General features: G+C 72.7%; 26 protein-coding genes. 18 read left to right on the forward strand and 8 right to left on the reverse strand.

Translation table 11 applies throughout. From position 1 onward, the window contains the following. Nucleotides 1-268 precede the first annotated feature (268 nt). The 5 genes from IE212_RS06730 (at nucleotide 269) to IE212_RS06750 (ending at nucleotide 4919) form a co-directional block, all read left to right on the forward strand. Entirely contained in the window at nucleotides 269-1915 is a 1647-nt protein-coding gene (locus IE212_RS06730; RefSeq protein ID WP_190196782.1) for an ATP-binding protein, read from the forward strand. Continuing rightward, nucleotides 1912-2319 carry a roadblock/LC7 domain-containing protein gene (locus IE212_RS06735; RefSeq protein WP_190196783.1) on the forward strand — a complete coding sequence of 136 codons (408 nt, stop codon included), beginning with the start codon at nucleotides 1912-1914 and terminating at the stop codon, nucleotides 2317-2319. Before IE212_RS06730 ends, IE212_RS06735 begins: the two co-directional genes overlap by 4 nt. Then, nucleotides 2316-2726 carry a DUF742 domain-containing protein gene (locus IE212_RS06740; protein ID WP_190196784.1) on the forward strand — a complete coding sequence of 137 codons (411 nt, stop codon included), beginning with the start codon at nucleotides 2316-2318 and terminating at the stop codon, nucleotides 2724-2726. Before IE212_RS06735 ends, IE212_RS06740 begins: the two co-directional genes overlap by 4 nt. Beyond that, entirely contained in the window at nucleotides 2707-3327 is a 621-nt protein-coding gene (locus IE212_RS06745) for a GTP-binding protein (protein WP_190196785.1), read from the forward strand. Before IE212_RS06740 ends, IE212_RS06745 begins: the two co-directional genes overlap by 20 nt. Before the next feature lie 74 nt (nucleotides 3328-3401). Beyond that, entirely contained in the window at nucleotides 3402-4919 is a 1518-nt protein-coding gene (locus tag IE212_RS06750; RefSeq protein WP_190196786.1) for a cytochrome P450, read from the forward strand. Here the strand turns inward: IE212_RS06750 and IE212_RS06755 are convergent. From IE212_RS06755 to IE212_RS06765, 3 genes are all read right to left on the reverse strand, one after another. Then, nucleotides 4913-5902: an RluA family pseudouridine synthase gene (locus IE212_RS06755; RefSeq protein ID WP_190196787.1), complete on the reverse strand. Its 990-nt coding sequence runs from the start codon at nucleotides 5900-5902 to the stop codon at nucleotides 4913-4915. The genes IE212_RS06750 and IE212_RS06755 overlap by 7 nt on opposite strands. Before the next feature lie 85 nt (nucleotides 5903-5987). Further along, nucleotides 5988-6830 carry a siderophore-interacting protein gene (locus tag IE212_RS06760; RefSeq protein WP_190196788.1) on the reverse strand — a complete coding sequence of 281 codons (843 nt, stop codon included), beginning with the start codon at nucleotides 6828-6830 and terminating at the stop codon, nucleotides 5988-5990. Nucleotides 6831-6948: 118 nt separating this feature from the next. Further along, nucleotides 6949-7878, reverse strand: coding sequence for a 5'-3' exonuclease (locus tag IE212_RS06765; RefSeq protein ID WP_229864123.1), 930 nt, complete (start codon nucleotides 7876-7878; stop codon nucleotides 6949-6951). A gap of 430 nt (nucleotides 7879-8308) precedes the next feature. Between IE212_RS06765 and IE212_RS06770 the strand changes: the two genes are divergently transcribed. The 3 genes from IE212_RS06770 to IE212_RS06780 are packed head-to-tail and all read left to right on the forward strand — an operon-like array spanning nucleotide 8309 to nucleotide 10539. Beyond that, nucleotides 8309-8884: a helix-turn-helix domain-containing protein gene (locus IE212_RS06770; protein ID WP_190196789.1), complete on the forward strand. Its 576-nt coding sequence runs from the start codon at nucleotides 8309-8311 to the stop codon at nucleotides 8882-8884. Further along, nucleotides 8881-9600 carry a helical backbone metal receptor gene (locus IE212_RS06775; protein WP_190196790.1) on the forward strand — a complete coding sequence of 240 codons (720 nt, stop codon included), beginning with the start codon at nucleotides 8881-8883 and terminating at the stop codon, nucleotides 9598-9600. Before IE212_RS06770 ends, IE212_RS06775 begins: the two co-directional genes overlap by 4 nt. Nucleotides 9601-9609: 9 nt before the next feature. Then, nucleotides 9610-10539 carry a LysR family transcriptional regulator gene (locus tag IE212_RS06780; RefSeq protein WP_190196791.1) on the forward strand — a complete coding sequence of 310 codons (930 nt, stop codon included), beginning with the start codon at nucleotides 9610-9612 and terminating at the stop codon, nucleotides 10537-10539. Nucleotides 10540-10686: 147 nt separating this feature from the next. On the opposite strand, the gene IE212_RS06785 is transcribed toward IE212_RS06780, so the two are convergent. From IE212_RS06785 to IE212_RS06795, 3 genes are all read right to left on the reverse strand, one after another. Then, nucleotides 10687-11364 (reverse strand): gamma-glutamyl-gamma-aminobutyrate hydrolase family protein, encoded by a 678-nt coding sequence (locus tag IE212_RS06785; RefSeq protein ID WP_190196994.1) that lies wholly within the window; start codon nucleotides 11362-11364, stop codon nucleotides 10687-10689. A 47-nt stretch (nucleotides 11365-11411) separates the two neighbouring features. Further along, the gene (eat, locus tag IE212_RS06790; RefSeq protein WP_190196792.1) at nucleotides 11412-12854 is read right to left on the reverse strand and encodes an ethanolamine permease; all 1443 of its coding nucleotides are present in this window, start codon (nucleotides 12852-12854) and stop codon (nucleotides 11412-11414) included. Between the two features lie 148 nt (nucleotides 12855-13002). Next, nucleotides 13003-13737, reverse strand: a complete 735-nt coding sequence (locus IE212_RS06795) for a FadR/GntR family transcriptional regulator (RefSeq protein ID WP_190196793.1) — start codon at nucleotides 13735-13737, stop codon at nucleotides 13003-13005. 82 nt (nucleotides 13738-13819) lie between these two features. Here IE212_RS06795 and IE212_RS06800 point away from each other — a divergent pair, with 82 nt between their 5' ends. The 3 genes from IE212_RS06800 to IE212_RS06810 are packed head-to-tail and all read left to right on the forward strand — an operon-like array spanning nucleotide 13820 to nucleotide 17348. Continuing rightward, entirely contained in the window at nucleotides 13820-15184 is a 1365-nt protein-coding gene (locus IE212_RS06800) for a glutamine synthetase family protein (protein ID WP_190196794.1), read from the forward strand. Nucleotides 15185-15192: 8 nt separating this feature from the next. Next, nucleotides 15193-16566 (forward strand): aldehyde dehydrogenase family protein, encoded by a 1374-nt coding sequence (locus IE212_RS06805; protein ID WP_190196795.1) that lies wholly within the window; start codon nucleotides 15193-15195, stop codon nucleotides 16564-16566. Next, nucleotides 16563-17348 (forward strand): 3-oxoacyl-ACP reductase, encoded by a 786-nt coding sequence (locus IE212_RS06810; protein WP_190196796.1) that lies wholly within the window; start codon nucleotides 16563-16565, stop codon nucleotides 17346-17348. The genes IE212_RS06805 and IE212_RS06810 overlap by 4 nt, the downstream gene beginning before the upstream one ends. 222 nt (nucleotides 17349-17570) lie before the next feature. Here IE212_RS06810 and IE212_RS06815 read toward each other — a convergent pair whose 3' ends face one another. After that, the gene (locus IE212_RS06815) at nucleotides 17571-18773 is read right to left on the reverse strand and encodes an amino acid deaminase/aldolase (RefSeq protein ID WP_190196797.1); all 1203 of its coding nucleotides are present in this window, start codon (nucleotides 18771-18773) and stop codon (nucleotides 17571-17573) included. A gap of 1560 nt (nucleotides 18774-20333) precedes the next feature. Here IE212_RS06815 and IE212_RS06820 point away from each other — a divergent pair. The 3 genes from IE212_RS06820 to IE212_RS06830 are packed head-to-tail and all read left to right on the forward strand — an operon-like array spanning nucleotide 20334 to nucleotide 23125. Next, nucleotides 20334-21146, forward strand: a complete 813-nt coding sequence (locus IE212_RS06820; protein WP_190196798.1) for a hypothetical protein — start codon at nucleotides 20334-20336, stop codon at nucleotides 21144-21146. Then, nucleotides 21143-22342: a type VII secretion-associated serine protease mycosin gene (gene mycP, locus IE212_RS06825; protein WP_190196799.1), complete on the forward strand. Its 1200-nt coding sequence runs from the start codon at nucleotides 21143-21145 to the stop codon at nucleotides 22340-22342. Before IE212_RS06820 ends, mycP begins: the two co-directional genes overlap by 4 nt. A gap of 54 nt (nucleotides 22343-22396) precedes the next feature. After that, a complete protein-coding gene (locus IE212_RS06830) occupies nucleotides 22397-23125 on the forward strand; it encodes an SseB family protein (RefSeq protein ID WP_190196800.1) in 729 nt (242 codons plus the stop codon). Between the two features lie 21 nt (nucleotides 23126-23146). Here IE212_RS06830 and IE212_RS06835 read toward each other — a convergent pair whose 3' ends face one another. Beyond that, nucleotides 23147-23503 (reverse strand): DUF1844 domain-containing protein, encoded by a 357-nt coding sequence (locus tag IE212_RS06835; RefSeq protein WP_190196801.1) that lies wholly within the window; start codon nucleotides 23501-23503, stop codon nucleotides 23147-23149. A gap of 396 nt (nucleotides 23504-23899) precedes the next feature. On the opposite strand from IE212_RS06835, the gene infC reads away from it, so the two are divergent. From infC to IE212_RS06855, 4 genes are all read left to right on the forward strand, one after another. Then, on the forward strand, nucleotides 23900-24544 hold the full coding sequence (infC, locus tag IE212_RS06840) for a translation initiation factor IF-3 (RefSeq protein WP_229864124.1): 645 nt from the start codon (nucleotides 23900-23902) through the stop codon (nucleotides 24542-24544). Nucleotides 24545-24653: 109 nt separating this feature from the next. Further along, nucleotides 24654-24848 (forward strand): 50S ribosomal protein L35, encoded by a 195-nt coding sequence (gene rpmI / locus IE212_RS06845; protein ID WP_003989075.1) that lies wholly within the window; start codon nucleotides 24654-24656, stop codon nucleotides 24846-24848. A gap of 94 nt (nucleotides 24849-24942) precedes the next feature. After that, the gene (gene rplT / locus IE212_RS06850) at nucleotides 24943-25326 is read left to right on the forward strand and encodes a 50S ribosomal protein L20 (RefSeq protein ID WP_003989074.1); all 384 of its coding nucleotides are present in this window, start codon (nucleotides 24943-24945) and stop codon (nucleotides 25324-25326) included. A 90-nt stretch (nucleotides 25327-25416) separates the two neighbouring features. Further along, a complete protein-coding gene (locus IE212_RS06855; RefSeq protein ID WP_190196802.1) occupies nucleotides 25417-26271 on the forward strand; it encodes a TrmH family RNA methyltransferase in 855 nt (284 codons plus the stop codon). Nucleotides 26272-26288: the final 17 nt, after the last annotated feature.

The raw sequence follows: 26288 nt of genomic DNA on the forward strand, positions 1-26288 counted from the left end.
GGCGCCGTACCGAAGCCCATTCACTCTTCATGGTGAGTGGGCTTTCGTACGTCCGTTCGCTGTTACGTACCGCATTCGAACGATGTCGCAGCGTATAAGCGACCGAGCGTACTATCCCTTCGCGTCCGGTTTCCGGCAGTTGCCGAATATGACATGGCGATGATCCGGTCGGACTAAGCTCGCCCGCAGCGCACCAGCTTGAGGTGAATTCGTGCGCTTGTTCCCCAATGTGCGGAAGCCCCCAGTTGACTCCTGTCAGAAGGCCTACATGGTGAGTGTCCAATCCCCTCCCGGTCGCCGTGAACTTCCCTACGCGCGCGTGCTGCTGCTCCCGGCCATAGTGATGGCCGCGGCGACCGTGGCCGCCGTCGCCCTGGTGACGGCGCCGGCCCGGCTCGCCGTCGGCTGGTGCGGCGGCCTCGCCACCGTGCTGGTCATCGCGACGGCTGCCGAGGCGGTGCGCCGCGGCCGTGTCCTGCGGCGGCACCGGAGCGAGCACGCCCGTCACAGCGCGCACCTGGAACAGCGGATCGCCGCCCACGAACACGAACTGGTCCGCTTCGCGAGGGAGATCATCCCCGCGGCGCTCGATCTGCTGCACGCCGGCAACTCCCCGAGGGAGGCGATCCGCAAGCTCGGCCTGGCCGACCCCGCCTACCGGGACCTCCCCGCTCCGCAGCACGAGACGCTGCTGAAGCTGCTCAAGATCGTGGACTACGAAGTCACCATGCGCGACGCCGCCGCGCGCTCCTTCGTCAGTGTCGCCCGCCGCGTCCAGGCGATCATCCACCAGCAGGCCCAGGAACTGCGGGAGATGGAGGAGGACCACGGCCGCAACCCGGAGGTCTTCGACGACCTGCTGCGCATCGACCACGGCAACGCACTGATCGGCCGGCTCGCCGACTCCGTCTCCGTCCTCGGCGGCGGACGTCCGGGACGGCAGTGGCCCGAGGCGGTGTCCCTGTACAGCACGCTGCGCGGCGCCATGTCCCGCATCCTGGAGTACCGGCGCATCCAGCTGTCCTCCATCGCCAAGGTCAGCGTCAAGGGCATCTACGTCGAGCCGGTCATCCACGCCGCCGCCGAACTCCTCGACAACGCCACGCGCTACTCGCCGCCGCAGACCAAGGTGCACGTCACGGCCACCGAGGTGCAGACCGGCGTGTGCATCGAGATCGAGGACGGCGGTGTCAACCTCAACGAGGAGGCCCGGGCCCGGATCGAGGGCATGCTGGAGGCCGCCAAGGCGGGCGTCGACCTCCAGGACATCGGTGAGCACCCGCGCCTGGGCCTGGCCGTCGTGGGCCGCCTCTGCACGGCGTACAACATGCAGGTCTCGCTGCGGGCCTCTGCGTACGGCGGCGTCCGCGCCATCCTCATCGTGCCGAGCGAGATGATCACCCACGAGCCCGGCGTCGGACTCGCCCACGGCATCGGCGCCACCGGCATCCCCATGACGGTCGGCATCCCCGAGGGCCCCAAGCGCACGCCCAAGAGGCGCCGCCCCACCAGCCCGAAGATCCCCGCGACCGTCTCCCTCGAGGACGACGTCCCCGAGGTCACCGAGTGGACGGCGAACGGCCTTCCGCAGCGCCGCAGCCGGGTGAAGACACCGCTCGCCGAGCGGCTCGCCCAGCAGGCCGAGAACGAGAAGGCCGACCGGGAGGCGGCCGCACGGGGCGAGTACAACCCCTGGGCGGCGACACACGAGCCCGAGCCCGAGACCAAGCCCCTGCTTGACATGTCGGCGCCCGACGCCCCCGGCAAGGGCCTCGAAGCCTTCTGGGAGGGACTCAAGCAGGGCATCGAACCCGGCACCCACCCGACCGACTTCATCCGGAACCCGACCAAGTACCTGCACCTGCTCAACGACCCGGCCCCCACCGAGGCCGACGACGAGGGGGACCTCAAGTGATCCAGCAGCGAGGCAACTTCGACTGGATGCTCAAGCAGCTCGCCGACGGCGTGCCGGGCATCGAGATGATCGTGGTGCTCTCGGCCGACGGCCTGCGCATCGCCCGCTACGGCGGCGAGCCCGACGCGGCCGACCGCGTGGCCGCGGCCTGTGCCGGCCTGCAGTCCCTCGCGAGCAGCATCTGCCAGGAACTCACCGTCGGCGAAGGCGAGATGAAGCTGGTCATGATCGAGATCGACCGGGGCTACTTCTACCTGATGAACGCCGGAGCCAACGCGTTCCTCGCGGTGCTCTCCGACGTGCGGTGCGAACCCGGCCGGATGAGCGCGATGATGCGCGATCTGGTCGTCCGGATCGGCGGCCACCTCACCAGTCCGCCCCGGCGGAACGGGCAGACCGTATGACGCCTCCGCAACGCCAGCGGCGCGGACCCGCACCGGAACCGCCCCCGCGGCCTTCCCAGGAGAGCGAGGGCGAGGGCGAGGCCAGGAACCCGGAGCGGATGTACGTGGTGGCCGGTCCGGACGGTGAGCGGGCCGAACTCGACCTGGTCACGTTGATCGTGGCGCGTGTCGCGGACCCGCCGCCCTCCGCCTCTCCCGAGCAGGCGGCGCTGCTCCGGCTCTGCGCCGCCCCCCTGTCGGTGGCCGAACTGTCGGCCTACCTCCACCTGCCGTTCAGCGCGATGGGCGTACTGCTCACCGAACTGCTGACGGCGGAACTGGTGCAGGCGCGCGCGCCGATCGTCCGCCAGTCACGCACCGACCGTTCCCTTCTCGAAGCGGTGATGAATGGACTTCAAAGGCTCTGACACCATCCCGGGCCCCCGGGCCGAGGACCAGCTGCCCCACACGGCACAGTCCGCGGCCAAGATCGTGATCGTGGGTGGCTTCGGCGTCGGCAAGACCACCATGGTCGGCTCGGTCAGCGAGATCACCCCGCTGACCACCGAGGAGACCATGACGCAGGCCGGCATCGGTGTCGACGACAACTTCGGCTCCGCGTCCAAGACGGCCACCACCGTGGCGATGGACTTCGGCCGGATCAGCATCACCGAGCAGCTCGTGCTGTACCTCTTCGGCACGCCCGGCCAGCAGCGGTTCTGGTTCCTGTGGAACGGACTGTTCGAGGGCGCGCTCGGCGCGGTGGTGCTGGTCGACACCCGCCGGCTTGAGGTCAGCTTCGACGTGATGGGGCGCCTGGAGGAGCGCGGCGTGCCGTTCGTGGTCGCCGTCAACGCCTTTCCCGACGCGCCCCGTTACGCCATCGAAGAGCTGCGCACGGCCCTCGACCTCACCCCGGACATCCCGATCATGGAGTGCGACGCGCGGCGCCGGGCCTCCAGCCGTGACGTGCTGATGACCCTGATGCGCTTCCTGCACTCACTCGCGATGACGGGCTCGCGAACCTGACCGGGATCCGCGCCCGCCCCACCTTCCACCCCCCCCATACACCTGGATCCACCTCAGTTTCCGGAGCGAGCACTGTGACGCCTGAAACCCACGCCCCGACCGGTACGGACACCTCCCGGCCCGGCCCGCCCCCCGGCTGCCCCGCGCACGGACTCGGGCCCGGGGGACTGCACCGGCTGCACGAGTCGGAGGACCTGGGAGCGCTGTACGAACAACTGCGGGAGGAGCACGGCCCCGTCGCGCCCGTGCTGCTCCACGACGACGTGCCGATCTGGATCGTCCTCGGCCACGCCGAGAACCTGCACATGGTGCGCTCGCCCTCGCAGTTCTGCCGGGACAGCCGTATCTGGACGCCCCTGAGGGACGGCCTGGTCAAGCCCGACCACCCGCTGATGCCCCACATCGCCTGGCAGCCCATCGCCTCGCACGCCGAGGGCGACGAGCACAAGCGGTTGCGCGGCGCCGTCATGGGCGCCATCTCGACCATCGACTTCCGCAGCCTGCGCCGCTACATCAACCGCAGCACGCAGGCCATCGTCAACCGCTTCTGCGAGGAGGGCGAGGCCGACCTCGTCAGCCAGTTCACCGAGCACCTGCCGATGGCCGTGATGTGCGAGATCCTCGGCATGCGCGACGACTACGACGACCGTCTCGTCGAGGCCGCCCGCGACGCGCTCAAGGGCACCGAGACCGCCATCGCCAGCCACTCGTACGTCATGGAGGCCCTGAGCCGGCTCACCGCCCGGCGTCGCGCCCAGCCCGAGGAGGACCTCGCCAGCTACCTGATCACCCACCCGGCCCGGCTGAGCGACGATGAGGTCAGGGAGCACCTGCGCCTGGTGCTCTTCGCCGCCTACGAGGCCACCACCAACCTGCTGTCCAACGTGCTGCTCACGGTGCTGATCGACCCGCGCTTCAGGGCTCAGCTCAACGGCGGCCAGATGACGGTGCCGGAGGCGGTGGAGCAGTCGCTGTGGAACGAGCCGCCGTTCAGCACGGTCTTCGCCTACTTCGCCAAGCAGGAGACCGAACTCGGCGGTCAGCGCATCCGCCGGGGCGACGGACTCCTCTTCGCCCCGCTCCCGGCCAACGTCGACCCGCGGATCCGGCCGGACCTGTCCGCCAGCATGCAGGGCAACCGCTCCCACCTCGCGTTCGGCGGCGGCCCGCACGAGTGCCCCGGCCAGGACATCGGCCGCTCCATCGCCGACGTCGGTGTCGACGCGCTGCTGATGCGGCTTCCGGACGTCGAACTCGACTGCGACCAGGACGAGCTGCGCTGGACGGCGTCCATCGCCGCCCGCCACCTCGTGTCCCTGCCGGTGCAGTTCTCGCCCAAGCCGCCCCAGGACGTGTCGGAGACGCCCCACCACAACGTCGTCCCGAGGCAGCGCGACTGGCAGATCGGCACCGTCCAGTCACAACCACAACCACAGCCACAGCGCCAGCCCCAGCCGGCACCGGCCGCCGCGCAACCTCAGCCTCAGCCGCAGCCGGCCCCCGCGCACCCGCAGGCGCACCCGGCGGCGGAGGAACCCGTTCGCCGCAAGGGCGTCTGGCAGCGTCTGCTGCGCTGGTGGCAGGGCTACTGACGGACCGTCGGGCCGTCGTACGTCCCGGCGGCCCACCGGTCGTACGACGTCCACGCGGCGAGTTCCCGGCCGCTGCGGAACCGGCGCTCGCCGCCCGTGACCGGGTCGGTGAACTCCAGGGCCCGCGCCAGCAGCTGCAGCGGACGGCGGAAGTCGCCGGCCGGTGCGGGGCCGGTCACCTCCGGGTACAGCGGGTCGCCGAGGATGGGCACGCCCAGCGCGGTCATGTGCACGCGCAGTTGATGGGTCTGCCCGGTGCCGGGTACCAGCCGGTACCGGGCGAGCCGCCCGGCCCCGTGCGAGCGGTGCTCGACGAGTTCGACACGGCTGACGGCGTTGGGCACGCCCGCCACCTCCCGGGCCGCCGGCACCCCGCGCTCCTTCACGATCCGGCTGCGTACGGTCCGCGGCAGCGCGAGTCCGGGATCGTGGGGCGCTACGGCCTCGTACTCCTTGCGCACCCGCCGGTCGCGGAACAGTGTCTGGTACGCGCCGCGTTCCTCGGGGCGCACGGTGAACAGCACGAGTCCGGCGGTGAGCCGGTCCAGGCGGTGGGCGGCGGTGAGCGCCGGGATCTCCAGCTCCCGGCGCAGCCGGGCCAGCGCGGTCTCGGCGACGTGGCTGCCGCGCGGGGTGGTGGCGAGGAAGTGCGGCTTGTCGACGACGACGATGTGCTCGTCCCGGTGCACGACCTCCAGGGGGAACGGCACCGGCACCTCGTCGGGCAGGTCCCGGTGGAACCACACGAACATCCCCGGCACGTAGGGTGCGTCGGCGGCCACGGCCCGCCCGTCCGCCCCGACGACCAGCCCCGCCTCGAACATCCCGTCCACGACTCCGTCGCCGGCCCCGGTGAGCCGTTCCACCAGGTGCTCACGCACCGTGGCCCACGTGCCCTCGGCGGGCAACCGCACCCGCACCGCGTCCACCCCGCGGCGCTGCGGCAGGGGAGAGGGCGGGAGCGTGGTTCTGCGTCGTCTCATCGCCGCCCAGGGTACGAGGCCCGCCGCACCCCGCAGGCCCGGAGGGCACCAGGCGCCCGGCTGAGCGGCCTGCCCACGGCCCGGCTCAGGCGGCCGGCGTGCTCTCCTGCTCCGCCTCGATCCGGGCGTTCCACTCGCGCTTCGAGGCCTGCCAGCCGTCCTCGTTGTGGCCGAGCCGCCAGTAGCCGGAGATGGACAGGTCCTCGCGTGCGATGTGGCGCTCGACCCGGAGCAGATGGCGCAGTTCCTTCACGAAGTGCGCCTCGCCGTGGACGAAGGCGTGCACCCGGCCCTCGGGGAAGTCCAGGTCCCGTACCGCCTCGACCAGCGCCTCACCGAGGGGCCGGTCACCGCGGTGCAGCCAGACGACCTCCACATCGGAGTCGATCTTCTGCTCCTCCTCGGGACCGGAGACCTCCACGAAGGCGTACGCCCTGGCCCCGCGCGGCAACGACTCCAGGGCCCGGGCGATCGCGGGCAGCGCGCTCTCGTCACCGGCGAGCAGATGCCAGTCGGCGCCCGGGGCGGGCGCGTACGCTCCGCCGGGCCCCATGAACACCACGGTCTCGCCCGGCTGGACCCGGGTCGCCCACGGACCGGCCAGACCCTCGTCGCCGTGGATGACGAAGTCCAGCGTCAGCTCGCGGTGCTCGGCGTCCCAATGGCGCACCGTGTACGTCCGGGTCACCGGCCACTGTTCGCGGGGCAGCTCGTCGCGGACGCGCTGCAGGTCGAAGGGTTCTGCATAGGCCACGCCCGCCGGCGGGAACAGCAGCTTCACATAGTGGTCGGTGCAGGTGTCCGCCGAGAAGTCGGCAAGGCCCTCGCCGCCGAGCACCACGCGCTGCATGTGCGGCGTGAGCCGCTCGGTGCGGACGACTTGAGCGGAGTGCGTCCTGCGCGGCTGGCGTCCCGGTCGCTCTGTCATGAGGACCTCCCTGTCTCACATAGTTAGGGTTACCTAAGTTAGCACCCCGCCACCACCTGACACCTCTCGAGCACCCGGCAGAGCCGGGGCCCCAGGAAGTCCGCCGAACCCGCGTCCGTCACACCCTCAGCGTCGCGAGCAGCCGCTCCAGTGACCCGCCCAGCCCCCACCGGGCCGCCAGCGCCTGAAGCGCCGCCGGATCACGCGGGGCCCCCGGCAGCTCCGTCACGACGTCCGGCAGCGGGACGTCGTCCGCGACCCGGACCACCTTCGGCGCCACCGCGAGATACGGGCGAGCCTCGTCCAGCCTCCTGCGTTGCGTCGGCGTCAGCTTCGACCGCCGGTCCTCGACCGCCGCCATGATCCCGGCCAGGTCGCCGAACTCGGCCAGCAGCTTGGCGGCCGTCTTCTCTCCGATGCCCGGCACGCCCGGCAGGCCGTCGCTGGGGTCGCCGCGCAGCAGGGCCAGATCCGCGTACCCGCTGCCGTCGACCCCATACTTCTCCCGCAGCACGGCCTCATCGGTGAGCTGCAGCGTGCCCACACCCTTCAGCGGGTACAGCACCCGCACGCCGCGCGCGTCGTCGACCAGCTGGTACAGGTCGCGGTCGCCCGTGACGATGTCGACCGGGCCCTTCGCCCGGGCGGTGAACGTGCCGATCACGTCGTCCGCCTCGTAGCCGGCGACGCCCACCCGGGCGATCCCGATGGCGTCCAGCACCTCCTCGATGACCGGCACCTGCGGCGACAGCGTGTCGGGCACCACCTCCTCGTCCGGGCCGGCCGGGTGCTCCTCGGCGACGCGGTGCGCCTTGTAGGAGGGGATCAGCTCGACCCGCCAGTGCGGCCGCCAGTCGGCGTCCATGCAGGCCACGAGGTGATCCGGCCGGTGGTCCCTGACCAGCCGGTCGATGAAGTCGAGCAGCCCGCGTACGGCGTTCACCGGAGTGCCGTCCGGTGCCCTGACCGACTCGGGCACGCCGAAGTAGGCGCGGAAGTACAGGGAGGCGGTGTCGAGGAGCATCAGTCGTCCGGTCACGTCACGCATCATGCCGTACGCCACCGACAGCGACCGGGTTCGCGAGGCCGGGATCAACAAGGCGGTCAAGGGGGGGCAGCGCATGACGCCGCGGGGACTCCGCAGTAGGGTTCCGGGGTGGGGTGCGCGATACGCCGCGTGCCGCACACACCCTCTTCCCGCGAGCGGGATCCGGACAACCGCAGAGCGCTACGCCATCCGCCGACCACCTCTTCCTCCCTCCGTTCCTCCCGTAGGAGGAATCCAGCGGCCCCCTCCAGGAGGCGGAACCCCGGCGCGAACCGTGAGGTCGCGCGCCGCCCGGTACGACGTCGATGCGACGGCCCCCTGAAACGGTTTGCCGAACCTGCGTAGGGTGCAGACAACGCAACATCGGAGAGTGCGCCGCGACGCCGGCGCGCAGGGAGCGGATCGACGGGCGAAGGAGGGAGCCGGGGCGATGGGCGACCACAAGGAACAGCCCCTTCGAGTGGGCGCGGCCGTGCGTCGGCGGCGCCGCGCGCTGGAGCTCACCCTCGCCGTCGTGGCCGAGCGCAGCGGCCTGTCGGTGCCGTTCCTGAGCCAGGTGGAGAACGACCGCGCGCGGCCCAGCACCAGCTCCCTGGAGAAGGTCGCCGACGCCCTGCGCACCACCGCCGTGGAGCTCCTCGCCGCGGCCGACCCGGCGTGCAGCGTGGACGTCGTCCGCGGCGACGACACCGAGCCGCTGTCGCTGCCGCAGCCGCGGAGCCGGTCCCTGGTCCGCGGCCACCATCAGATGCACGCCTCCGAATTCACCGGCGAGCACGACGCGGGCCGTGAACTCCAGTACCGAAACGATCAGTTGATGTACGTCGCCGACGGTGCCGTGGAGGTCGAGGCGGAGGGCCGCGCCTACCGGCTCGGACGCGGCGACACGCTGTACCTCACCGGCGGCGTACGTCACCGCTGGCGGGCCGCGGAGTCGGACACCCGCGTGCTCGTCGTCGCCGTGGCCGAGCACATCGAGGCGGTCCGGGACCGGCCACGCAGGTGAGGGTCGTCTCGCTGGTGCCCTCGCTGACCGAGGCCGTGGCCCGGTCCGCGCCCGGTGCCCTGGTCGGCGCCACCGACTGGTGCACGCATCCGCCCGGCCTCGACGTCGTCCGCGTCGGCGGCACCAAGAACCCCCGGGCCGACCGGATCGCCTCCCTGGCTCCGGACCTGGTGATCGCCAACGAGGAGGAGAACCGCGAAGCGGACCTCGCCGCCCTGCGCGCGGCGGGCATCGCGGTCCTGGTCACGCAGATCCGCGACGTGCCGCAGGCCTTCGGGGAACTGGCACGGGTCCTGGACGCCTGCCAGGTGGCGTCCCGGCCGCGCTGGCTTGACGAGGCGGAGGACACCTGGTCGTGCCTGCCGGAGCCGGAGACCCGCCGCACGGCGATCGTGCCGGTCTGGCGCCGGCCGTGGATGGTCCTGGGCCGCGACACCTTCGCGGGCGATGTCCTCAGCCGCCTCGGCGTCGACCACCTCCACGCGGCGCACCCCGAGCGCTATCCCAGGATCCCGCTCGCCGAACTGCGCGCCGGGCGGCCGGACGTGGTGATACTCCCCGACGAGCCGTACCGCTTCACCGTGGACGACGGCCCGGAGGCCTTCTCGGGCCTGCCCTGCGCGCTCGTCAGCGGTCGGCACCTGACGTGGTACGGGCCGTCGCTGGCCGAGGCGCCGCGGGTTCTGGGCCGGGCCCTGCGATCAGCACCGGCATAAGCTGGGTTTATGAGCCACACGGATGAGCAGCCAGGTGCGCCGTCGGCCGGGGCCCTGGCACACCGGGTGCCCGACCTGGGGGCGCTCGAACTGCTGCTGGCGGTGGCGCGGCTCGGCAGCCTGGGCGGAGCCGCGCGGGAACTCGGCATCACCCAGCCCGCGGCCAGCAGCCGGATCCGGTCGATGGAGCGGCAGCTCGGCGTGGCGCTGGTCGACCGCTCGCCGCGTGGCTCCCGGCTCACGGACGCCGGTGCGCTGGTGACGGACTGGGCCCGGCGGATCGTCGAGGCCGCGGAAGCGTTCGACGTGGGTGCGCAGGCGTTGCGGGACCGCCGCGATTCCCGGTTGCGGGTGGCGGCGAGCATGACGATCGCCGAATACCTGCTGCCGGGCTGGCTCCTCGCACTGCGCGCGCAGCGGCCCGACACGGCGGTGTCGCTGCACGCCGGCAACTCGACGGTGGTCGCCGAGCGTCTGCTGTCGGACGAGGCGGATCTGGGCTTCGTGGAGGGGCTGACGGTCCCGACCGGGCTGGACTCGGTGGTCATCGCCCACGACCGCCTGATAGTCGTCACCGCGCCGGGCCACGCCTGGTCCCGCCGCCGGCGTCCGCTGGAGGCGCCGGAGCTGGCCGCGACACCGCTGATCCTCCGTGAGAGGGGCTCGGGCACGCGGCAGGTCCTGGACGCGGCGCTGGGTGGGCTGGCCCGGCCGTTGATCGAGTTGTCCTCGACGACGGCGGTGAAGGCCGCGGCGGTGAGCGGTGCGGGGCCGGCGGTGCTGAGTGAGCTGGCGGTGGGGGAGGAGCTGGCGATGCGCCGTCTGGTCCGCGTGCCGGTGGAGGGGATGGCCCTGGCGCGGGACCTGAGGGCGGTGTGGCCCACGGGGCATCGGCCCACCGGTCCGGCCCGGGACCTGCTGTCGCTGACGCGGGGGTAGTTCTCCTCGCCCCCGCCGCCCCTTCCCGTCCCGTCCCCAGGGGCGCTGTCCCTTCGGCCCCGCTGGGGGCTGCGCCCCCAGGCCCCCTTCGGCCTGAACGGCCTAGTCCTCGAACGCCGGACGGGCTGAGCAGGAGCCCCCTGGTACTCAGCGTGCCGCTGCCGCCTCGACCAGGGCCCGCATCACCCGCGGGTCCTGCCCCATCTCCGGATGCCACTGCACCCCGAGCACCCACCCCTCGTGGGCCGGCAGCTCCACCGCCTCCACCGTCCCGTCCTCCGCGTACGCCGAGGGGACGAGGCCCTCACCCAGACGGTCCACGGCCTGGTGGTGATACGACGGCACGGACGTCTCCTCCGGAACGACACCCGCGTACAGACTCCCCGGCACGGGCTTGACGGCATGCTCGCCGAAGACGCCCACGACCTCCGCGTGCCCGTCGAGGTGCTGCACCAGCGTCCCCCCGAGGGCGACGTTCAGCAGCTGCATCCCCCGGCAGATGCCCAGCAACGGCACCCCCGCCTCCAGCGCGGCGTCGATCAGCGCCAGCTCCCACGCGTCCCGCTCCCGCGCCGGAGGCCCGGTCCGCGGCTCGCGCTCCGCGCCGTAACGGGCCGGTTCCACGTCCGGGCCACCCGCGATGACCAGCCCGTCCATTCGGGCCACGGCCGCCGCCGCGTACTCGGGGTCGTCCGGCGGAAGCATCGCGGCGAGACCGCCCGCCCGCCGCACCAGTCGCGGATATCCGGCCGGCAGCAGGGCGGCCTCCAGCTCCCACACGCCCCAGCGCGCACCCGACTCCAGATAGGTGCTGACACCGATCAACGGCCTGGCCACGAAAACTCCCTCACGGTCGATGCCCCAGTACCCCGTCAGTCCCTCGCCAACTCCGCCTCGGCCGCCGCCAGCGCCGCGAACTCCTCCTCCGGAGCCCTCGCCACCAGCCGCTTCCGGCTGTAGAGACCGAAGTAGGCGACGGCCACGGCGTACACCACCAGCGCGATGAACGCCGCCGTCACGTCCACCAGGAACGTCGCCACCAGCGCGGCGCAGGCCAGCACCAGCGCGACCGAGGAGGTCAGTACCCCGCCCGGCGTACGGTACGGCCGCGGCAGCTCCGGCTCCCGGCGGCGCAGCACGATGTGCGACAGGGACATCAGCGCGTAGGAGATGGTCGCGCCGAACACCGCGATGTTCAGCATCCGCGCGCCGTCGCCCGACACCGCCGCCAGCACGAAGCCGATCGTGCCGGGCACCAGCAGGCCCAGGTACGGGGCCTTGCGGCGGCTGGTGAGGGACAGGAAGCGGGGCAGGTAGCCCGCGCGGGAGAGGGCGAACAGCTGCCGCGAGCCCGCGTAGATCAGCGAGAAGAACGACGCCACCAGGCCGGCCAGCCCCGCGTAGTTGACGACGCGGCTCAGGGCGGTCGCCTCGCCGTCCGGCTGGAGCGCTTCGACCAGCGGGTTGCCCGCCTCCTGGATCGCGTTCGAGCCGCGGGCGCCGGCCGCCGCGAAGAACGTGACCACGGCCAGCACCACCAGGATGCCCATGGACCAGCGGATGGCCTTCGGCAGCGTGCGGGCCGGTTCCCGGGTCTCCTCGGCGGCCAGCGGCACCCCCTCGACGCCCAGGAAGAACCACATGCCGAAGGGGAACGCCGCCCAGATGCCGAGCAGGCCGAAGGGAAGCCAGGAGCCGGACCCGGCGGCCGAGGTGTCGACCGGGATGTCGTCCAGCGAGCCGAGGGAGAAGCCGGGCAGAGCCGCCAGCGCGAACACGATGAGAGCCGCCACCGCGATGCCGGTGACGACGAAGCTGAACCGCAGTGCCTCGCCCACGCCCCACAGGTGGATACCGAGGAAGATCGCGAAGCAGACCAGGTACACCGGCCAGCCGGACTCCAGACCGAACAGGCCGAGCGACTCGACGTAGTCACCGATGAAGATGACGATCGCGGCGGGCGCGAGGACGTACTCGATGAGAATCGCCGTACCGGTCAGGAAGCCGCCCCACGGGCCGAGCGCCCGGCGGGCGAAGCCGTAGCCGCCGCCCGCCGTCGGCAGGATCGAGGACAGCTCGGCGAGCGCGAAGACCATGCACGCGTACATCGCGCCCATGAGCACCATCGCGATCGCGAGGCCACCGAAGCCGCCCTCGGCGAGGCCGAAGTTCCAGCCCGAGTAGTCACCGGAGACGACGTAGGCGACGCCGAGACCGGTCAGCAGCACCCAGCCGGCGCTGCCGCGGCGGAGCGCCCGGCGCTCCAGGTAGACGTCCGCCTCCGCGGCGGGTGTACTGGTGGATTCCTGGGACATGGGCAGACTCCCCACGGGAGGCGGACACGGGGTCGAGCGCGGGGTCGAGCGGGCCCCGGCCCAATGGAATGGATCCATACCTTTGCCGTGTCCGTCGCGGGAACGCAATACCCGTGCGTTAATCGCCCGTAAATCCTCACCACCGCGCTCAGCCGAGGAACCCGCGCAGCAGCGCCGCCGTGCCCCCGCAGTGCTCGCGCATGATCTCCCGCGCCTGGTCGGCGTCGCCCTCGATCACGGCCTCCACCACCGCGGTGTGCTGGCGCTGCGAGTGCTCCAGGTTGCGCACCAGCAGCGGGATGCAGTCCAGCAGGTCGTTGACGGTCGCGCGGACGGCCGCGTACTGGGCGGTGAGCGTGGGTGAGCCGGACAGCTCGGCGAGCGTGAGGTGCAGCAGCGTGTCCAGGCGGCGGTAGTCGGCGAGCGGGGCGTCGTGCGTGCGGGCCAGGGCCTCGCGGAGCCGCTGCGCCTGCTTCTCGTCCAGCCCGTGCGCCGCGCACAGCCCGGCCGCACCCACCTCCAGCACCTCGCGGAACCGCAGCACGTCCTCCAGGTCGACCTCGGCCATCCGGCGCCGCAGCTCGTCCTCGCCGCCGACGTCCGCGCGCGGCAGCACGAACGTGCCGCCGTACCGTCCGCGCCGCGCCTCGACCAGCCCCTGGTCCTGGAGCACCTTCAGCACCTCGCGCAGCGTCACCCGGCTGATGCCCAGCCGCTCCGCCAGCTCCCGCTCGGCCGGCAGCCGCTCGCCCCCCGGTACCAGGCCCAGCCGTACCACCTGGAGGATCTGCTCAAGCGCCTCCTCGAAGCCGTTGCCCGCGCGCACCGGCCGCAGCACCGGCGCCAGCCCGTCCGGCACCTCGCCGCCCGCTTCCTCCGGCATGTGGCCGTACCCCCTTCCCAAGCAATGGTTCTCCGCAATACCTTATGGCTCCCGGCGGACCAAGAGCCAAGGAGGCCCTCCCGTGGCAGACCGCACACCCCCGCTGAGCGTCGAGGAGCTGCACGCCCTCGTCGCGGGCGGTGAGATCGACACTGTCGTCCTGGCCTTCCCCGACATGCAAGGGCGGCTCCAGGGCAAGCGGTTCGCCGCGCGCTTCTTCCTCGACGAGGTCCTCCGGCACGGCACGGAGGGCTGCAACTACCTGCTCGCCGTCGACACCGAGATGAACACCGTCGACGGCTACGCGATGTCCTCCTGGGACCGCGGCTACGGCGACTTCGCCATGCACCCCGACCTCGCCACGCTGCGCCGCGTCCCCTGGAACGAGGGCACGGCCATGCTCCACGCCGACCTCGCCTGGAGCGACGGCTCCCCGGTCGTCGCCGCTCCCCGCCAGATACTGCGCCGCCAGCTGGAGCGCCTCGCCGAACTCGGCTACACCGCGCAGGTCGGCACCGAGCTGGAGTTCATCGTCTTCAAGGACACCTACGAACAGGCCTGGGACGCGAACTACCGGGGCCTGACCCCGGCCAACCAGTACAACATCGACTACTCGGTCCTCGGCACCGGCCGCATCGAGCCCCTGCTGCGCCGCATCCGCAACGAGATGGCAGCCGCCGGCCTCGTCGTCGAGTCCGCCAAGGGCGAGTGCAACCCCGGACAGCACGAGATCGCCTTCCGCTACGACGAGGCCCTGGTCACCTGTGACCAGCACTCGGTCTACAAGACCGGTACCAAGGAGATCGCCGCCCAGGAGGGCATGTCGATCACTTTCATGGCCAAGTACAACGAACGCGAGGGCAACTCCTGCCACATCCACCTCTCGCTCGCCGACGCCGATGGCCACAACGCCATGGCGGGGGACGGCGAGGGCGGCATGTCGGACCTCATGCGGCACTTCCTCGCCGGGCAGCTCGCCGCCCTGCGCGACTTCTGCCTCCTCTACGCCCCCAACATCAATTCCTACAAACGGTTCCAGCCCGGCTCCTTCGCCCCGACCGCCGTCGCCTGGGGTCACGACAACCGCACCTGCGCGCTGCGCGTCGTCGGCCACGGCCGCTCCCTGCGCTTCGAGAACCGGCTCCCCGGCGGCGACGTCAACCCCTACCTCGCCGTGGCCGGGCTGGTCGCCGCAGGACTGCACGGCATCGAGCAGAAGCTGGAACTGCCCGAGCCCTGCCCGGGCAACGCCTACACCGCCGACTTCGCCCACGTCCCCACCACCCTGCGCGAGGCCGCCGAGCTCTGGGAGAACAGCCCCATCGCCAAGGCCGCCTTCGGCGACGAGGTCGTCGCGCACTACCGCAACATGGCGCGCGTCGAACTGGACGCCTTCGACGCCGCGGTGACCGACTGGGAGCTGCGCCGCTCCTTCGAACGCATGTGAGGTCCTTCGTGTCTTCCGAGCACCTTCTGGAAGTACTGAACCCCGCGACCGAGGAGGTCGTCGCCGCCGTGGCCGGGGCGAGTCCGGCCGACGTCGACGCGGCCGTCACCCACGCCGCCAGGGCACAGCGGATCTGGGCCGCCCTGCCCCCCGCGGACCGGGCCCGGCTGCTGCGCCGCTTCGCGGCCACCGTCGACGAGCACCTGGAGGAACTGGCCCGCCTGGAGGTCCGGGAGGCCGGACACCTGATCGGCAACGCCCGCTGGGAAGCCGGCAACGTCCGTGACCTGCTGGACTACGCCGCCGGGGGAGTGGAGCGGCTCACCGGCCGTCAGATCCCGGTCCCCGGCGGACTGAACGTCACGATCCTCGAACCGCTCGGCGTCGTCGGCGTGATCGCGCCCTGGAACTTCCCCATGCCGATCGCCGCCTGGGGCACCGCCCCCGCCCTCGCGGCCGGCAACGCGGTCCTCCTCAAGCCCGCCGAGACCACCCCGCTCACCGCGCTGCGCCTCGCCGAACTCGCCCTGGAGGCCGGGCTGCCGGAGCACCTCTTCCAGGTCCTGCCGGGACGCGGTGACATCACGGGCGACGCCCTGGTCCGGCACCCCGGAGTCGCCAAGATCGTCTTCACCGGGTCCACCCGCACCGGCACGCGCGTCGCCGCGCTCGGCGCCGAGCAGGTCAAGCCGGTCACCCTCGAACTCGGCGGCAAGAGCCCCAACATCGTCTTCGCCGACGCCGACCTCAAGACGGCCGTCGATCCCTTCTCCTTCCTCGACAACTCCGGCCAGGACTGCTGCGCCCGCACCCGCGTGCTGGTCCAGGAGTCCGTCCTCGACGAGGTCCGCGAACTGCTCGCCGACGCCCTGTCCGCCGTGGTGGTGGGCGACCCGGCCGACGAGAAGACCCAGATGGGCCCGCTGATCTCCCGACAGCAGCTCGACCGGGTCCGCAGCTTCGTGCCCGACACCGCCCCGGCCCTGCGCGGCAGCGCACCCGAGGGCCCCGGCTTCTGGTTCCCGCCCACCGTCCTGACCGGCGAGAGCCCCGACTCGCCGGCCGCCCGCGAGGAGATCTTCGGCCCCGTCGCCGTGCTCCTGCCCTTCACCGACGAGCAGGACGCGATCCGCCTGGCCAACGACACCCCGTACGGCCTCTCCGGCTCCATCTGGACCCGGGACGTCGGCCGCGCCCTGCGTGTCTCCCAGGCCGTCCGCGCCGGCAACCTGTCCGTCAACTCCCACGCCAGCGTCCGCTACTGGACCCCCTTCGGCGGCTACAAGCAGTCGGGCGTCGGCCGCGAGCTCGGCCCCGACGCCCTGGCCGCCTTCACCGAAACCAAGAACGTCTTCATCAGCACGGAGGGCCCCGCACAGTGACTGCTCAGGACACCATCTGCCGCCGCCTGGTCGGCCGTACCGCCGTCGTCACCGGAGCCGGCAGCGGCATCGGTCTCGCCGCCGCCCGGCGCCTCGCCTCCGAGGGCGCCCACGTCGTCTGCGGCGACGTCGACGAGGTCCGGGGCAAGGCGGCCGCCGAAGACACCGGCGGCATCTTCGTGAAGGTAGACGTCACCGACGCCGAGCAGGTCGAGGCGCTTTTCAGGACCGCCCACGACACCTACGGCAGCGTCGACATCGCCTTCAACAACGCGGGCATCTCGCCGCCCGACGACGACTCCATCCTGGAGACCGGCCTGGAGGCCTGGAAGCGTGTCCAGGAGGTCAACCTCACCTCCGTCTACCTGTGCTGCAAGGCCGCCATCCCGTACATGCGGCAGCAGGGCAGGGGCTCGATCATCAACACGGCCTCCTTCGTGGCCCGGATGGGCGCCGCCACCTCCCAGATCTCGTACACGGCCTCCAAGGGCGGCGTCCTGGCCATGTCCCGGGAACTGGGCGTGCAGTTCGCCCGCGACGGCATCCGCGTGAACGCCCTGTGCCCCGGCCCGGTCAACACCCCCCTGCTGCAGGAGCTGTTCGCCAAGGACCCGGAGCGCGCCGCCCGCCGCCTGGTGCACATCCCGGTCGGGCGGTTCGCCGAGGCGGAGGAGATCGCCGCCGCCGTGGCCTTCCTCGCCAGTGACGACTCCTCCTTCGTGAACGCCACCGACTTCCTGGTCGACGGCGGGATCGCCGGGGCGTACGTCACCCCCCTGTAGGCGTGCCCTGACGGCCGGGATCCCGCCGCGCGGTGCCGGGATGAGCGTGACGCCACCGGCCGGCCGGTATCCCGATCCGCTCGGCCCGCACCTGCGCCGCCGCGCACCCGGGACCGTCACCGGCCCGGTGCCCTCGCCTCAGGGCGGTGGCACCGGGCGGACGAGGACCGCCGCGCCCGTCGCCGGGGTGGCCCGCCGGCCGGCCGCTTTCCGGCCGGTGGTCTACAGGAACGTGTGGCCCTCGCCGCGGTACGTCGGCACGGTCGCCGTCACCGCGTCGCCCTCGACCAGGTGCAGCCGGTCGAACCGCTCGCACAACTCACCGGCCTTCGCGTGCCGGAACCACACCTTGTCGCCGATCAGCAGATCGTCGGCGGGCGAGCCGAGCAGCGGCGTCTGCACCTCGCCGGCCCCCTCCTGGGGGTCGTAGCGCAGTCCCTCGGGCAGGTACGGCACGGGCGACCGGTCGGCCCCGGCGGCCCCCGAGGCGGGATACCCGCCACCGAGCACGGTCACCACCCCCACCCCCGGCCGCCGTACCACGGGCTGCGCGAAGAGAGCCGCCGGACGGCCGCGGAACGAGGTGTAATTGTCGAACAGCCGCGGCAGGTACAGACCCGACCCGGCGGCGATCTCCGTCACCGCGTCCTCGGCCGCCGTGTGCTGCACCGAGCCGGTGCCGCCACCGTTCACGAACTCCAGCCCCGGAACGACCGCCCGCACGGCCCGCACCACCTCCGCGCGCCGGGCGGCGAGTTCACGCTTGGCCGCGGCCTGCATCAGCCGGACGGCACGGGACCTGAGCGGCCGACCCGCCACGGAGTCCCCCACACCGGCGACATGACCCTCGTACGCCATGATCCCCACGACCTCGAAACCCGGCCGCCGGGCCACCGCCCGGGCCACGTCGGCGACCTGGGCGGGGGAGTGCAACGGCGAACGCCGCGCCCCGACCCGCACCCGCCCGCCGAGCAACTTCAGGGACGTGTCCAACTCCAGGCAGACGCGGACGACTTCGCGGCCACCGCCCCTCGACGCGTCGATCAGGTCCAGCTGGGCGACGTCGTCGACCATGACGGTCACGGCGCCGGCGAGTTTCGGGTCACCGGCGAGTTCGGCGAACGCGGCGCGGTCGGCCGAGGGGTAGGCGAGCAGCACGTCGCCGAAACCCGACCGGGCCAGCCACAGCGACTCGGCGAGGGTGAACGACATGATCCCCGCGAAACCGTCCCGGGCCAGGACGCGTTCCAGCAGCGCCCGGCACCGCACCGACTTGCTGGCGACCCGGATCGGCTTGCCCGCGGCGCGGCGGACCAGGTCGGCGGCGTTGGCGTCGAAGGCGTCCAGGTCCACGATCGCGAGAGGGGCTTCGAGGTGGGCGGTGGCCCGGTCATAACGGGCCCGGTCGGCGGCGCGCGCAGTCATGAACGCAGCCTGCCAGACAGGATTACCGCAGGGTAGGGGGACGTTCCGGGCAGATGCCCCGGCGTTGTGGACTGGTTCCCGTTCGCGCAGGAACACGCCGTAGAGTGACGCGCACGTACGGCGGAACGGCGCCGGCCGGAAATCCGAGCCGGGATGACGCTCCGTCCGTACGGGTATGGGTGCCCGGGACGACTCGGTGCCGGGCGCCGGGCAGGACGACACCGCCGCCCAGCAAACCGCGGCGGCCCGGGCACGAGGAAACGGGGGGGCATGAGCACGGAAGCACGGCGTGCCCCGTTCCCTCCGCAGCCGGGCACACCACCGCCCCCCGCACACCCGCCGACCCGGCCGGATGACCCGCGAGTGGAGCGGCCGCACCGCCCGGCCGAGCCCTCCGGGCGAGCCGGGGGCGGCGTGCCGTCCTCCCCGGACAGCACCGGGCGCGTGGGCACCGACAGGCCGAGCCCGGATCCGGCCGGGCAGCACACGCCGGGCGCGCGGCGGCCGTCGCCGGAGCGGGAGACGGGCCCGGCGCGGTCCGCTGACCCAAGGACCCGGGATGCGTCCGGCGGGCGCGGACCGTCGCGAGGCGCTTCCCCCGGACCGCGTTCGTCGGCCGGTACGGAAACCGACAGGCATGTGAGTGGCTCCTCGGCCGGTGAAGGCACCAGCGCCGGAACGGCTCCACGGAGCGCCGGCACGGCCGGTCCGGCATCCCCCGGCTCGAACGGCCACCCCCGTTTCCCGGGCACCGGCCGCACGGCCCCCGAGCCGACGACCCCCCGGCGCGGCGAGCCCGCCACACCGCCTCCGCCTCCCGCCTCCGCCCGCTTTCCGGACACGCCCCCCGCCGTCGGGCACATGACACGATCCGAGTCGAACAGGCCGTCCGCACCCCCTGCCACGCCTCCCCGTCCGCGTCACGCACCGGATCGCTCCGCAGACGCCTCGACCTCGTCCGACCGGCCGGGGCGTTCGGAGGCGCCGTCGGGGGTTTCGCCGGCCGCGTCCGGTGGGCCGTTCCGCGTGGCTTCGCCTGGTGGGTCGGGTGAGGCGTCGGCTGAGTCCGACCGGTCGGGGCGTTCGGATGGTTCGTCGGGGGTTTCGCCGGCCGCGCCGGGGCGGCCGTTCCGCCTTGCCCCGCCCCGCCCCGCCGGCGTGCCCGACCGGAACTCGTCCGAGACGACCGCTCGCCTGCGTCCCGTCCCCCCGGCCCCCTCCGGCCGCCCCGGTGCGCCGGAGGCGTCCGCCGCTTCCGGATCGCGGGCAGGCCGTCCCGGTACTCCGCGCGCCGAGGTCCCGCCCCGCCCCGCCTACGCCCCCCAGGCCGGCGCACGGACGGGCGCCCAAGTCGCACCCGGTGCCGATGCCGACCCCACCGGCCATGGGACGCGCCTGCCGTCGCCGCCCGCCGGGCAACCCCGCACAGCTGCTCCCGCCCAGCGCCCCGCCCCCGCAACCCCACCGCGCCCGGAGGCCGCCCCCGTCGCTCCCGACCCCGCCCTCTCCTGGAGTGCGCCCCTCGCCCCGGGCGGCGCCCCCGGCGCCACGCGCCCCCTGGTGTCCTTCGGCGAGCCCGAGGGATACGACCGCGACGGACAACCCCGGCCGCTCGGGCGGCGCCGCGCGTCACAGGCCGCCGCGGCCACCGCCTGTCTCGTGCTCGGACTGGGGCTCATCTCGGGCGCGGTCACCGGGAGCTGGCTCGTCGGGGACTCCGGGGAAGAGGGCTCGCGCGGCACCTTCGCCACCGCCGGGGGCCTGTGGCACAGCGTCCCCGTCGACCAGCTGTTCCCGCCCACCGTGGAGGGCCGGGGCGCCGGCCCCGGGGGAGCCGACCGCACCTGGACCCGTATCGCCGTCGCCCGGGACAGCGGCTGCAAGGACGCCTTCGACCCCCTGCTGAGCAAGGTCCTGGCCCCCGTCGGCTGCGAGCGGCTCCTGCGGGCCACCTACACCGACGCCACCCAGAGCTACGTCACCACCGTCGGCCTGCTCTTCACCACGGCCGACGCCCCGGGCATGACCTCCCTCGCGAACCGCTTCCGCACGGAGCGCCTGGACCGCCGCAGCGACCTGATGCCCCTGCCGTACGCCGCCAAGGGCACGCCCGCCGCCCACTTCGGGGCGGAGCAGCGCGCCGCCTGGACCGTCTCCGTCCTGACCGAGGCACCGGTCGTCGTCTTCGCCGTCTCCGGCTGGGCCGACGGCCGCGCCGTCGACGACCCGCAGCCCGCCGAGGACGCGATGCGGTCCGGCGCCACCACCGCCCCGGCCCAGGCCGGCCTCGGCAACGAGGCGCAGGGCCTGGCCGACCGTGTCGAGCGCGGTCTGCGCAAGAACGTCCGCTCGGCCTCGGAGCAGCCGTCGTGAAAGCCACCAGGAAGACGAGGGCGGCGGCCCCCGGAGCCCGTCGCCCCGCGGCGCTGAGCGTCCTGCTCGCCGCGGGCCTCGTCCTCCTCCCGGCCACCTCCGCCCACGCCGACGGCATCCGCGCCCAGCAGTGGGCCCTGGAGGCCATGCACACCCAGGAGGCCTGGCAGACCACGAAGGGCGAGGGCGTCACCGTCGCCGTCCTGGACACCGGCGTCGAGGCCGACCACCCCGACCTGACCGGCAACGTCCTCACCGGCAAGGACCTGGTCCGCTTCGGCGCCGAACCCGGCGACCGCGCCTGGGCCCGGCACGGCACCGCCATGGCCGGGATCATCGCCGGCCACGGACACGGCCCGGGCAACGGCGACGGCGTCATAGGCATCGCCCCCGAGGCGAAGATCCTCCCCGTCCGCGTGATCCTGGAGGACGGCGACCCCTCCCGCGCCAAGGCCCGCAGCACCCGCGGCAACGCCCTGGCCGACGGCATCCGCTGGGCCGCCGACCACGGCGCGGACGTCATCAACCTCTCCCTCGGCGACGACTCGGCCTCCGCGCACCCCGAACCCAGCGAGGACCAGGCCATCCAGTACGCCCTGAGAAAGGGTGTGATCGTCGTCGCCTCCGCCGGCAACGGCGGTGAGAAGGGCGACCACATCTCCTACCCGGCCGCCTACCCGGGCGTGATAGCCGCCACCGCGGTCGACCGCTCCGGAACCCGCGCGCCCTTCTCCACCCGCCGCTGGTACGCGACCGTCAGTGCCCCCGGGGTGGACGTCGTCATCGCCGACCCCGACGAGAAGTACTACGAGGGCTGGGGCACCAGCGCCGCAGCCGCCTTCGTCTCCGGCGCCGCCGCCCTGGTCAAGGCGGCCCACCCCGATCTGACGCCGGCCCAGGTCAAGACGCTCCTCGAGGACACCGCCCGCAATGCCCCCGCCGGGGGCCGCGACGACTCCCGCGGCTTCGGCTTCGTCGACCCGGCCGCCGCCATCAGGGCCGCCGGCCGGATCGAGCCGAAGGGCCTGCACGCGGCGGCGTACGGCCAGGAGTACTTCGGCAGCGGCCCCGACGCCGCCGCCTCAGGCGACGGCACCGCGGACTGGGCCGCCCCCCTCGCGGGGGGCGCGGGCGGTGTCCTGCTGGTCGCCGCCGTGGTCCTGTGGCGCGGCCGCCGAGCCGGCCGCGAGGACTGAGGACTTCTGAGCCGCCGCCGACGGCGTGGCACCCGGCCGATAGGGTCGACGACCGTGGCGAACAAGAACATCCCCGACCCCGGCTTCTCCGACGACGACGGCTCCGCCGACCCCCGGCTGAGCGCGGCCCTCGCCGCCTGGTCCGAGAACCGCGCCGCGGTGGGCCCGGTGCTGAACGCCCTCAAGGACGCCCGGCTGCTCGTCCCCGTCGTGGCCGTACTCGGCGAGGTCGAGGAGGACGAGCGGGGACTGCGCCGCGAGAAGACCAGCGACATGGCCGTGCCGACCCTGAAGGCCGGCGAACGCACCGCCCTGCCCGCGTTCACCTCCACGGACTCCCTCGCCCGCTGGGACCCGGCGGCGCGGCCCGTGGCCGTGCCGCTGCACCAGGCCCTCCAGGCCGCGGCGCACGAGAAGGCGGACACGGTCGTGCTCGACCTGGCCGGGCCGGTGCCGTTCGAACTGACCGGGCCCGCCCTGCTCGCCCTCGCGGAGGGCCGCACGAGCACCGATCCGCTCGCCGACCCGGCCGTCGTCGAGGCCGTACGGGCCGCCGTGGCGGCCGAGCCCGCCGTCCTGCGCGCCCACCTCGGTCCGGGCCAGGCCGACGGGACCCTCGCGCTGGTCCTGGACCCGTCCGCCGCCCCGGCCGAGGCCGCGCAGGCCGTCGCCCGGCGGCTCGCCGCCGACGAGACACTGAGGGCCCGCCTGGTGCGCGGCCTCGACCTGGCACTGCTGCCGGCCGGGGCGACGCCTCCGGGCGAGCCCTTGTACGAACGCTGACGCGGGGGCCTGCCCCAGGGGCTAGCCGTAGACCGGGCCGGTGTACTTCTCGCCCGGCCCCTTGCCCGGCTCGTCCGGGACGAGCGAGGCCTCGCGGAACGCCAGCTGGAGCGACTTCAGGCCGTCGCGCAGGGGCGCCGCGTGGAAGGAGCTGATCTCGGTCGCCGTCGCGTCCAGCAGACCGGCGAGCGCGTGCACCAGCTTGCGGGCCTCGTCCAGGTCCTTGTGCTTGTCGCCCTCCTCGGTCAGACCGAGCTTCACCGCGGCGGCGCTCATCAGGTTGACGGCGACCGTCACGATCACCTCGACCGCCGGGACCTCGGCGATGTCGCGGGCCATGGCGTCGAAGTCGGGGGACTCAGCAGGGGTCTCACTCATGTCCCACACGATAGGCGCAGAGCGGGCGGGCACCGCACCGGACCCCGGGGCGCCGCAATTAGCCGTTGCTGGCCATTGCTGGTAACCTCATGTAACGACCGGCTGGACATGCATGCCTCGCGGCCCGCGAGTCCGGCCCACAAGTGGAGGCTTTCGAACTCCCACCCGGCCACCCCCAGGGCGGCGGGTCACCGGTCAGACGGCCCGTCCCAGCGGCGGTGATCCGTCCGAAAGCGCGCCCCGCGGTTTCCCCGCGGCGGTGCTCCGGTAGTTCGAGGAGCCCCGCCTGGGAATCGTCCGGGGCATTTTTCTTGCTTCGGCGCGGTTAGGTCTATCGAAAAGAGACGTTACGCGGCCGTCCGCCAGACCGTCGCGTGGTGCTACCGAGGAGGATCCATCAGCGCCGAGCCCCGCATCAACGACCGGATTCGCGTTCCCGAGGTGCGACTTGTCGGTCCCAGTGGCGAGCAGGTGGGCATCGTCCCGCTGGCCAAGGCACTGGAGCTTGCGCAGGAGTACGACCTGGACCTGGTCGAGGTCGCGGCGAACGCCCGTCCGCCCGTGTGCAAGCTCATGGACTACGGGAAGTTCAAGTACGAGTCGGCCATGAAGGCCCGTGAGGCGCGCAAGAACCAGGCGCACACGGTCATCAAGGAGATGAAGCTCCGGCCGAAGATCGACCCGCACGACTATGACACCAAGAAGGGTCACGTCGTCCGGTTCCTCAAGCAGGGCGACAAGGTCAAGATCACGATCATGTTCCGTGGTCGCGAGCAGTCCCGGCCCGAGCTGGGCTACCGACTGCTGCAGCGTCTCGCGGAGGACGTCCAGGACCTCGGTTTCGTCGAGTCGAACCCGAAGCAGGACGGCCGGAACATGATCATGGTCCTCGGTCCGCACAAGAAGAAGACCGAGGCGATGGCCGAGGCTCGCCAGGCGCAGGAGGCCCGCAAGGCGGAAGCGAAGGCCAACCCCGGCCGCTCGCAGAACGCCGCGGACGCGGACGTCGAGGCGCCGGCTGAGGAGCCCGCCGAGGCGTGACCCCTGGGGACGCGAGTCCCAGGAAGCAATCGAAACAAGACGACGCTCCACCGTGCCCGGTTTTCGCGACCGGGCACCGGAGCGCCACCGACGAGGAGAGAACGGCGCTATGCCGAAGAACAAGTCGCACAGCGGGTCCAGCAAGCGCTTCAAGGTCACCGGCTCCGGCAAGGTGCTCCGTGAGCGTGCCGGCAAGCGCCACCTGCTCGAGCACAAGTCGTCCCGTGTGACGCGTCGCCTCACCGGCAACGCCGAGATGGCCCCGGGCGACGCCAAGAAGATCAAGAAGCTTCTCGGCAAGTGACGCCGGGCGCGTGAGCGCCGCACGTCAGGACCGGGACCCAATCGATTTCGGGCCGTGTGAGGACCACCGCGGCCCCCCTACAAGGAGTTAAGAAGTGGCACGCGTCAAGCGGGCAGTCAACGCCCACAAGAAGCGCCGGGCGATCCTCGAGCAGGCCTCCGGCTACCGCGGTCAGCGTTCGCGCCTGTACCGCAAGGCCAAGGAGCAGGTCACCCACTCGCTGGTCTACAACTACAACGACCGCAAGAAGCGCAAGGGTGACTTCCGCCAGCTGTGGATCCAGCGCATCAACGCCGCTGCCCGCGCCAACGGCATGACCTACAACCGCTTCATCCAGGGTCTGAAGGCCGCGAACGTCGAGGTCGACCGCAAGATCCTGGCCGAGCTGGCCGTCAACGACGCCGGCGCCTTCGCCGCGCTCGTCGAGGTCGCCCAGAAGGCGCTGCCGAGCGACGTCAACGCCCCCAAGGCGGCCTGACGCCGGCTCTGAGCCGAAGTGACTGAAGGACCCGCAGGTGGAAACGCCTGCGGGTCCTGCTGTGTCCGAGTTACTGACAAGGTGAATCGCATGCCCACCCCCGAGCTCATCTCCCCCCGGTCCTCCCGTGTCTCGGCGGCGCGGCGGCTCGCCAAGCGGAACTTCCGGGGGAAGGAGCGGCTGTTCCTCGCGGAGGGGCCGCAGGCCGTAAGGGAGGCGGCCGGGCACCGGGCCGGTGGCGCGCCCACGCTCGTGGAGCTGTTCGCGACGCTGGAGGCCGCCGAGCGGTACGCCGACATCGTGGGGGCCGCCCGGGACGCCGGCGCCCGGCTGCACCTCGCCTCCGAGCAGGTCATCGCCGACATCTCCACCACCGTCACCCCGCAGGGCCTCGTCGGCGTCTGCCGGTTCCTGGACACGCCCTTCGACCAGGTCCTGGAGGCACGCCCCCGGCTCGTCGCCCTGCTGGCCAACGTCCGCGACCCCGGCAACGCCGGGACCGTGCTGCGCTGCGCCGACGCCGCCGGTGCCGAGGCCGTGGTGCTGACCGACGCCTCCGTCGACGTGTACAACCCGAAGGCCGTCCGCGCCTCGGTCGGCTCCCTGTTCCACCTGCCCGTGGCGGTCGGCGTCCCCGTCGAGCAGGCGGTCGAGGGGCTGCGGGACGCCGGTGTCCGGATCCTCGCCGCCGACGGTGCCGGAGACCGCGACCTCGACGACGAGCTCGACAAGGGCACCATGGGCGGCCCGACCGCCTGGGTCTTCGGCAACGAGGCCTGGGGCCTGCCGGAGGAGACCCGCGCCCTCACCGACGCCGTCGTACGTGTTCCGATCCACGGGAAGGCCGAGAGCCTGAACCTCGCCACCGCCGCCGCCGTATGTCTCTATGCGTCGGCGCGTGCACAGCGCGCCGCCGGAGGGTGCCGCTCCGTCACCGGGAACTAGTAAGGTGACCAGCTCAG

The sequence above is a fragment of the Streptomyces djakartensis genome (genome assembly GCF_014651075.1).
Taxonomy (GTDB): Bacteria; Actinomycetota; Actinomycetes; order Streptomycetales; family Streptomycetaceae; genus Streptomyces; species Streptomyces djakartensis.

What these genes read in the sequence shown, in the direction of transcription:
- IE212_RS06765 (WP_229864123.1), bottom strand. Translation starts at nt 7,878, where the DNA reads ATGCGTGACGTGACCGGACGACTGATGCTCCTCGACACCGCCTCCCTG.
- IE212_RS06745 (WP_190196785.1), top strand. Translation starts at nt 2,707, where the DNA reads ATGGACTTCAAAGGCTCTGACACCATCCCGGGCCCCCGGGCCGAGGAC.
- IE212_RS06795 (WP_190196793.1), bottom strand. Translation starts at nt 13,737, where the DNA reads ATGCCGGAGGAAGCGGGCGGCGAGGTGCCGGACGGGCTGGCGCCGGTG.
- IE212_RS06780 (WP_190196791.1), top strand. Translation starts at nt 9,610, where the DNA reads ATGAGCCACACGGATGAGCAGCCAGGTGCGCCGTCGGCCGGGGCCCTG.
- IE212_RS06760 (WP_190196788.1), bottom strand. Translation starts at nt 6,830, where the DNA reads ATGACAGAGCGACCGGGACGCCAGCCGCGCAGGACGCACTCCGCTCAA.
- IE212_RS06835 (WP_190196801.1), bottom strand. Translation starts at nt 23,503, where the DNA reads ATGAGTGAGACCCCTGCTGAGTCCCCCGACTTCGACGCCATGGCCCGC.
- IE212_RS06740 (WP_190196784.1), top strand. Translation starts at nt 2,316, where the DNA reads ATGACGCCTCCGCAACGCCAGCGGCGCGGACCCGCACCGGAACCGCCC.
- IE212_RS06855 (WP_190196802.1), top strand. Translation starts at nt 25,417, where the DNA reads ATGCCCACCCCCGAGCTCATCTCCCCCCGGTCCTCCCGTGTCTCGGCG.
- rpmI (WP_003989075.1), top strand. Translation starts at nt 24,654, where the DNA reads ATGCCGAAGAACAAGTCGCACAGCGGGTCCAGCAAGCGCTTCAAGGTC.
- IE212_RS06815 (WP_190196797.1), bottom strand. Translation starts at nt 18,773, where the DNA reads ATGACTGCGCGCGCCGCCGACCGGGCCCGTTATGACCGGGCCACCGCC.
- IE212_RS06730 (WP_190196782.1), top strand. Translation starts at nt 269, where the DNA reads ATGGTGAGTGTCCAATCCCCTCCCGGTCGCCGTGAACTTCCCTACGCG.
- IE212_RS06755 (WP_190196787.1), bottom strand. Translation starts at nt 5,902, where the DNA reads ATGAGACGACGCAGAACCACGCTCCCGCCCTCTCCCCTGCCGCAGCGC.
- IE212_RS06770 (WP_190196789.1), top strand. Translation starts at nt 8,309, where the DNA reads ATGGGCGACCACAAGGAACAGCCCCTTCGAGTGGGCGCGGCCGTGCGT.
- eat (WP_190196792.1), bottom strand. Translation starts at nt 12,854, where the DNA reads ATGTCCCAGGAATCCACCAGTACACCCGCCGCGGAGGCGGACGTCTAC.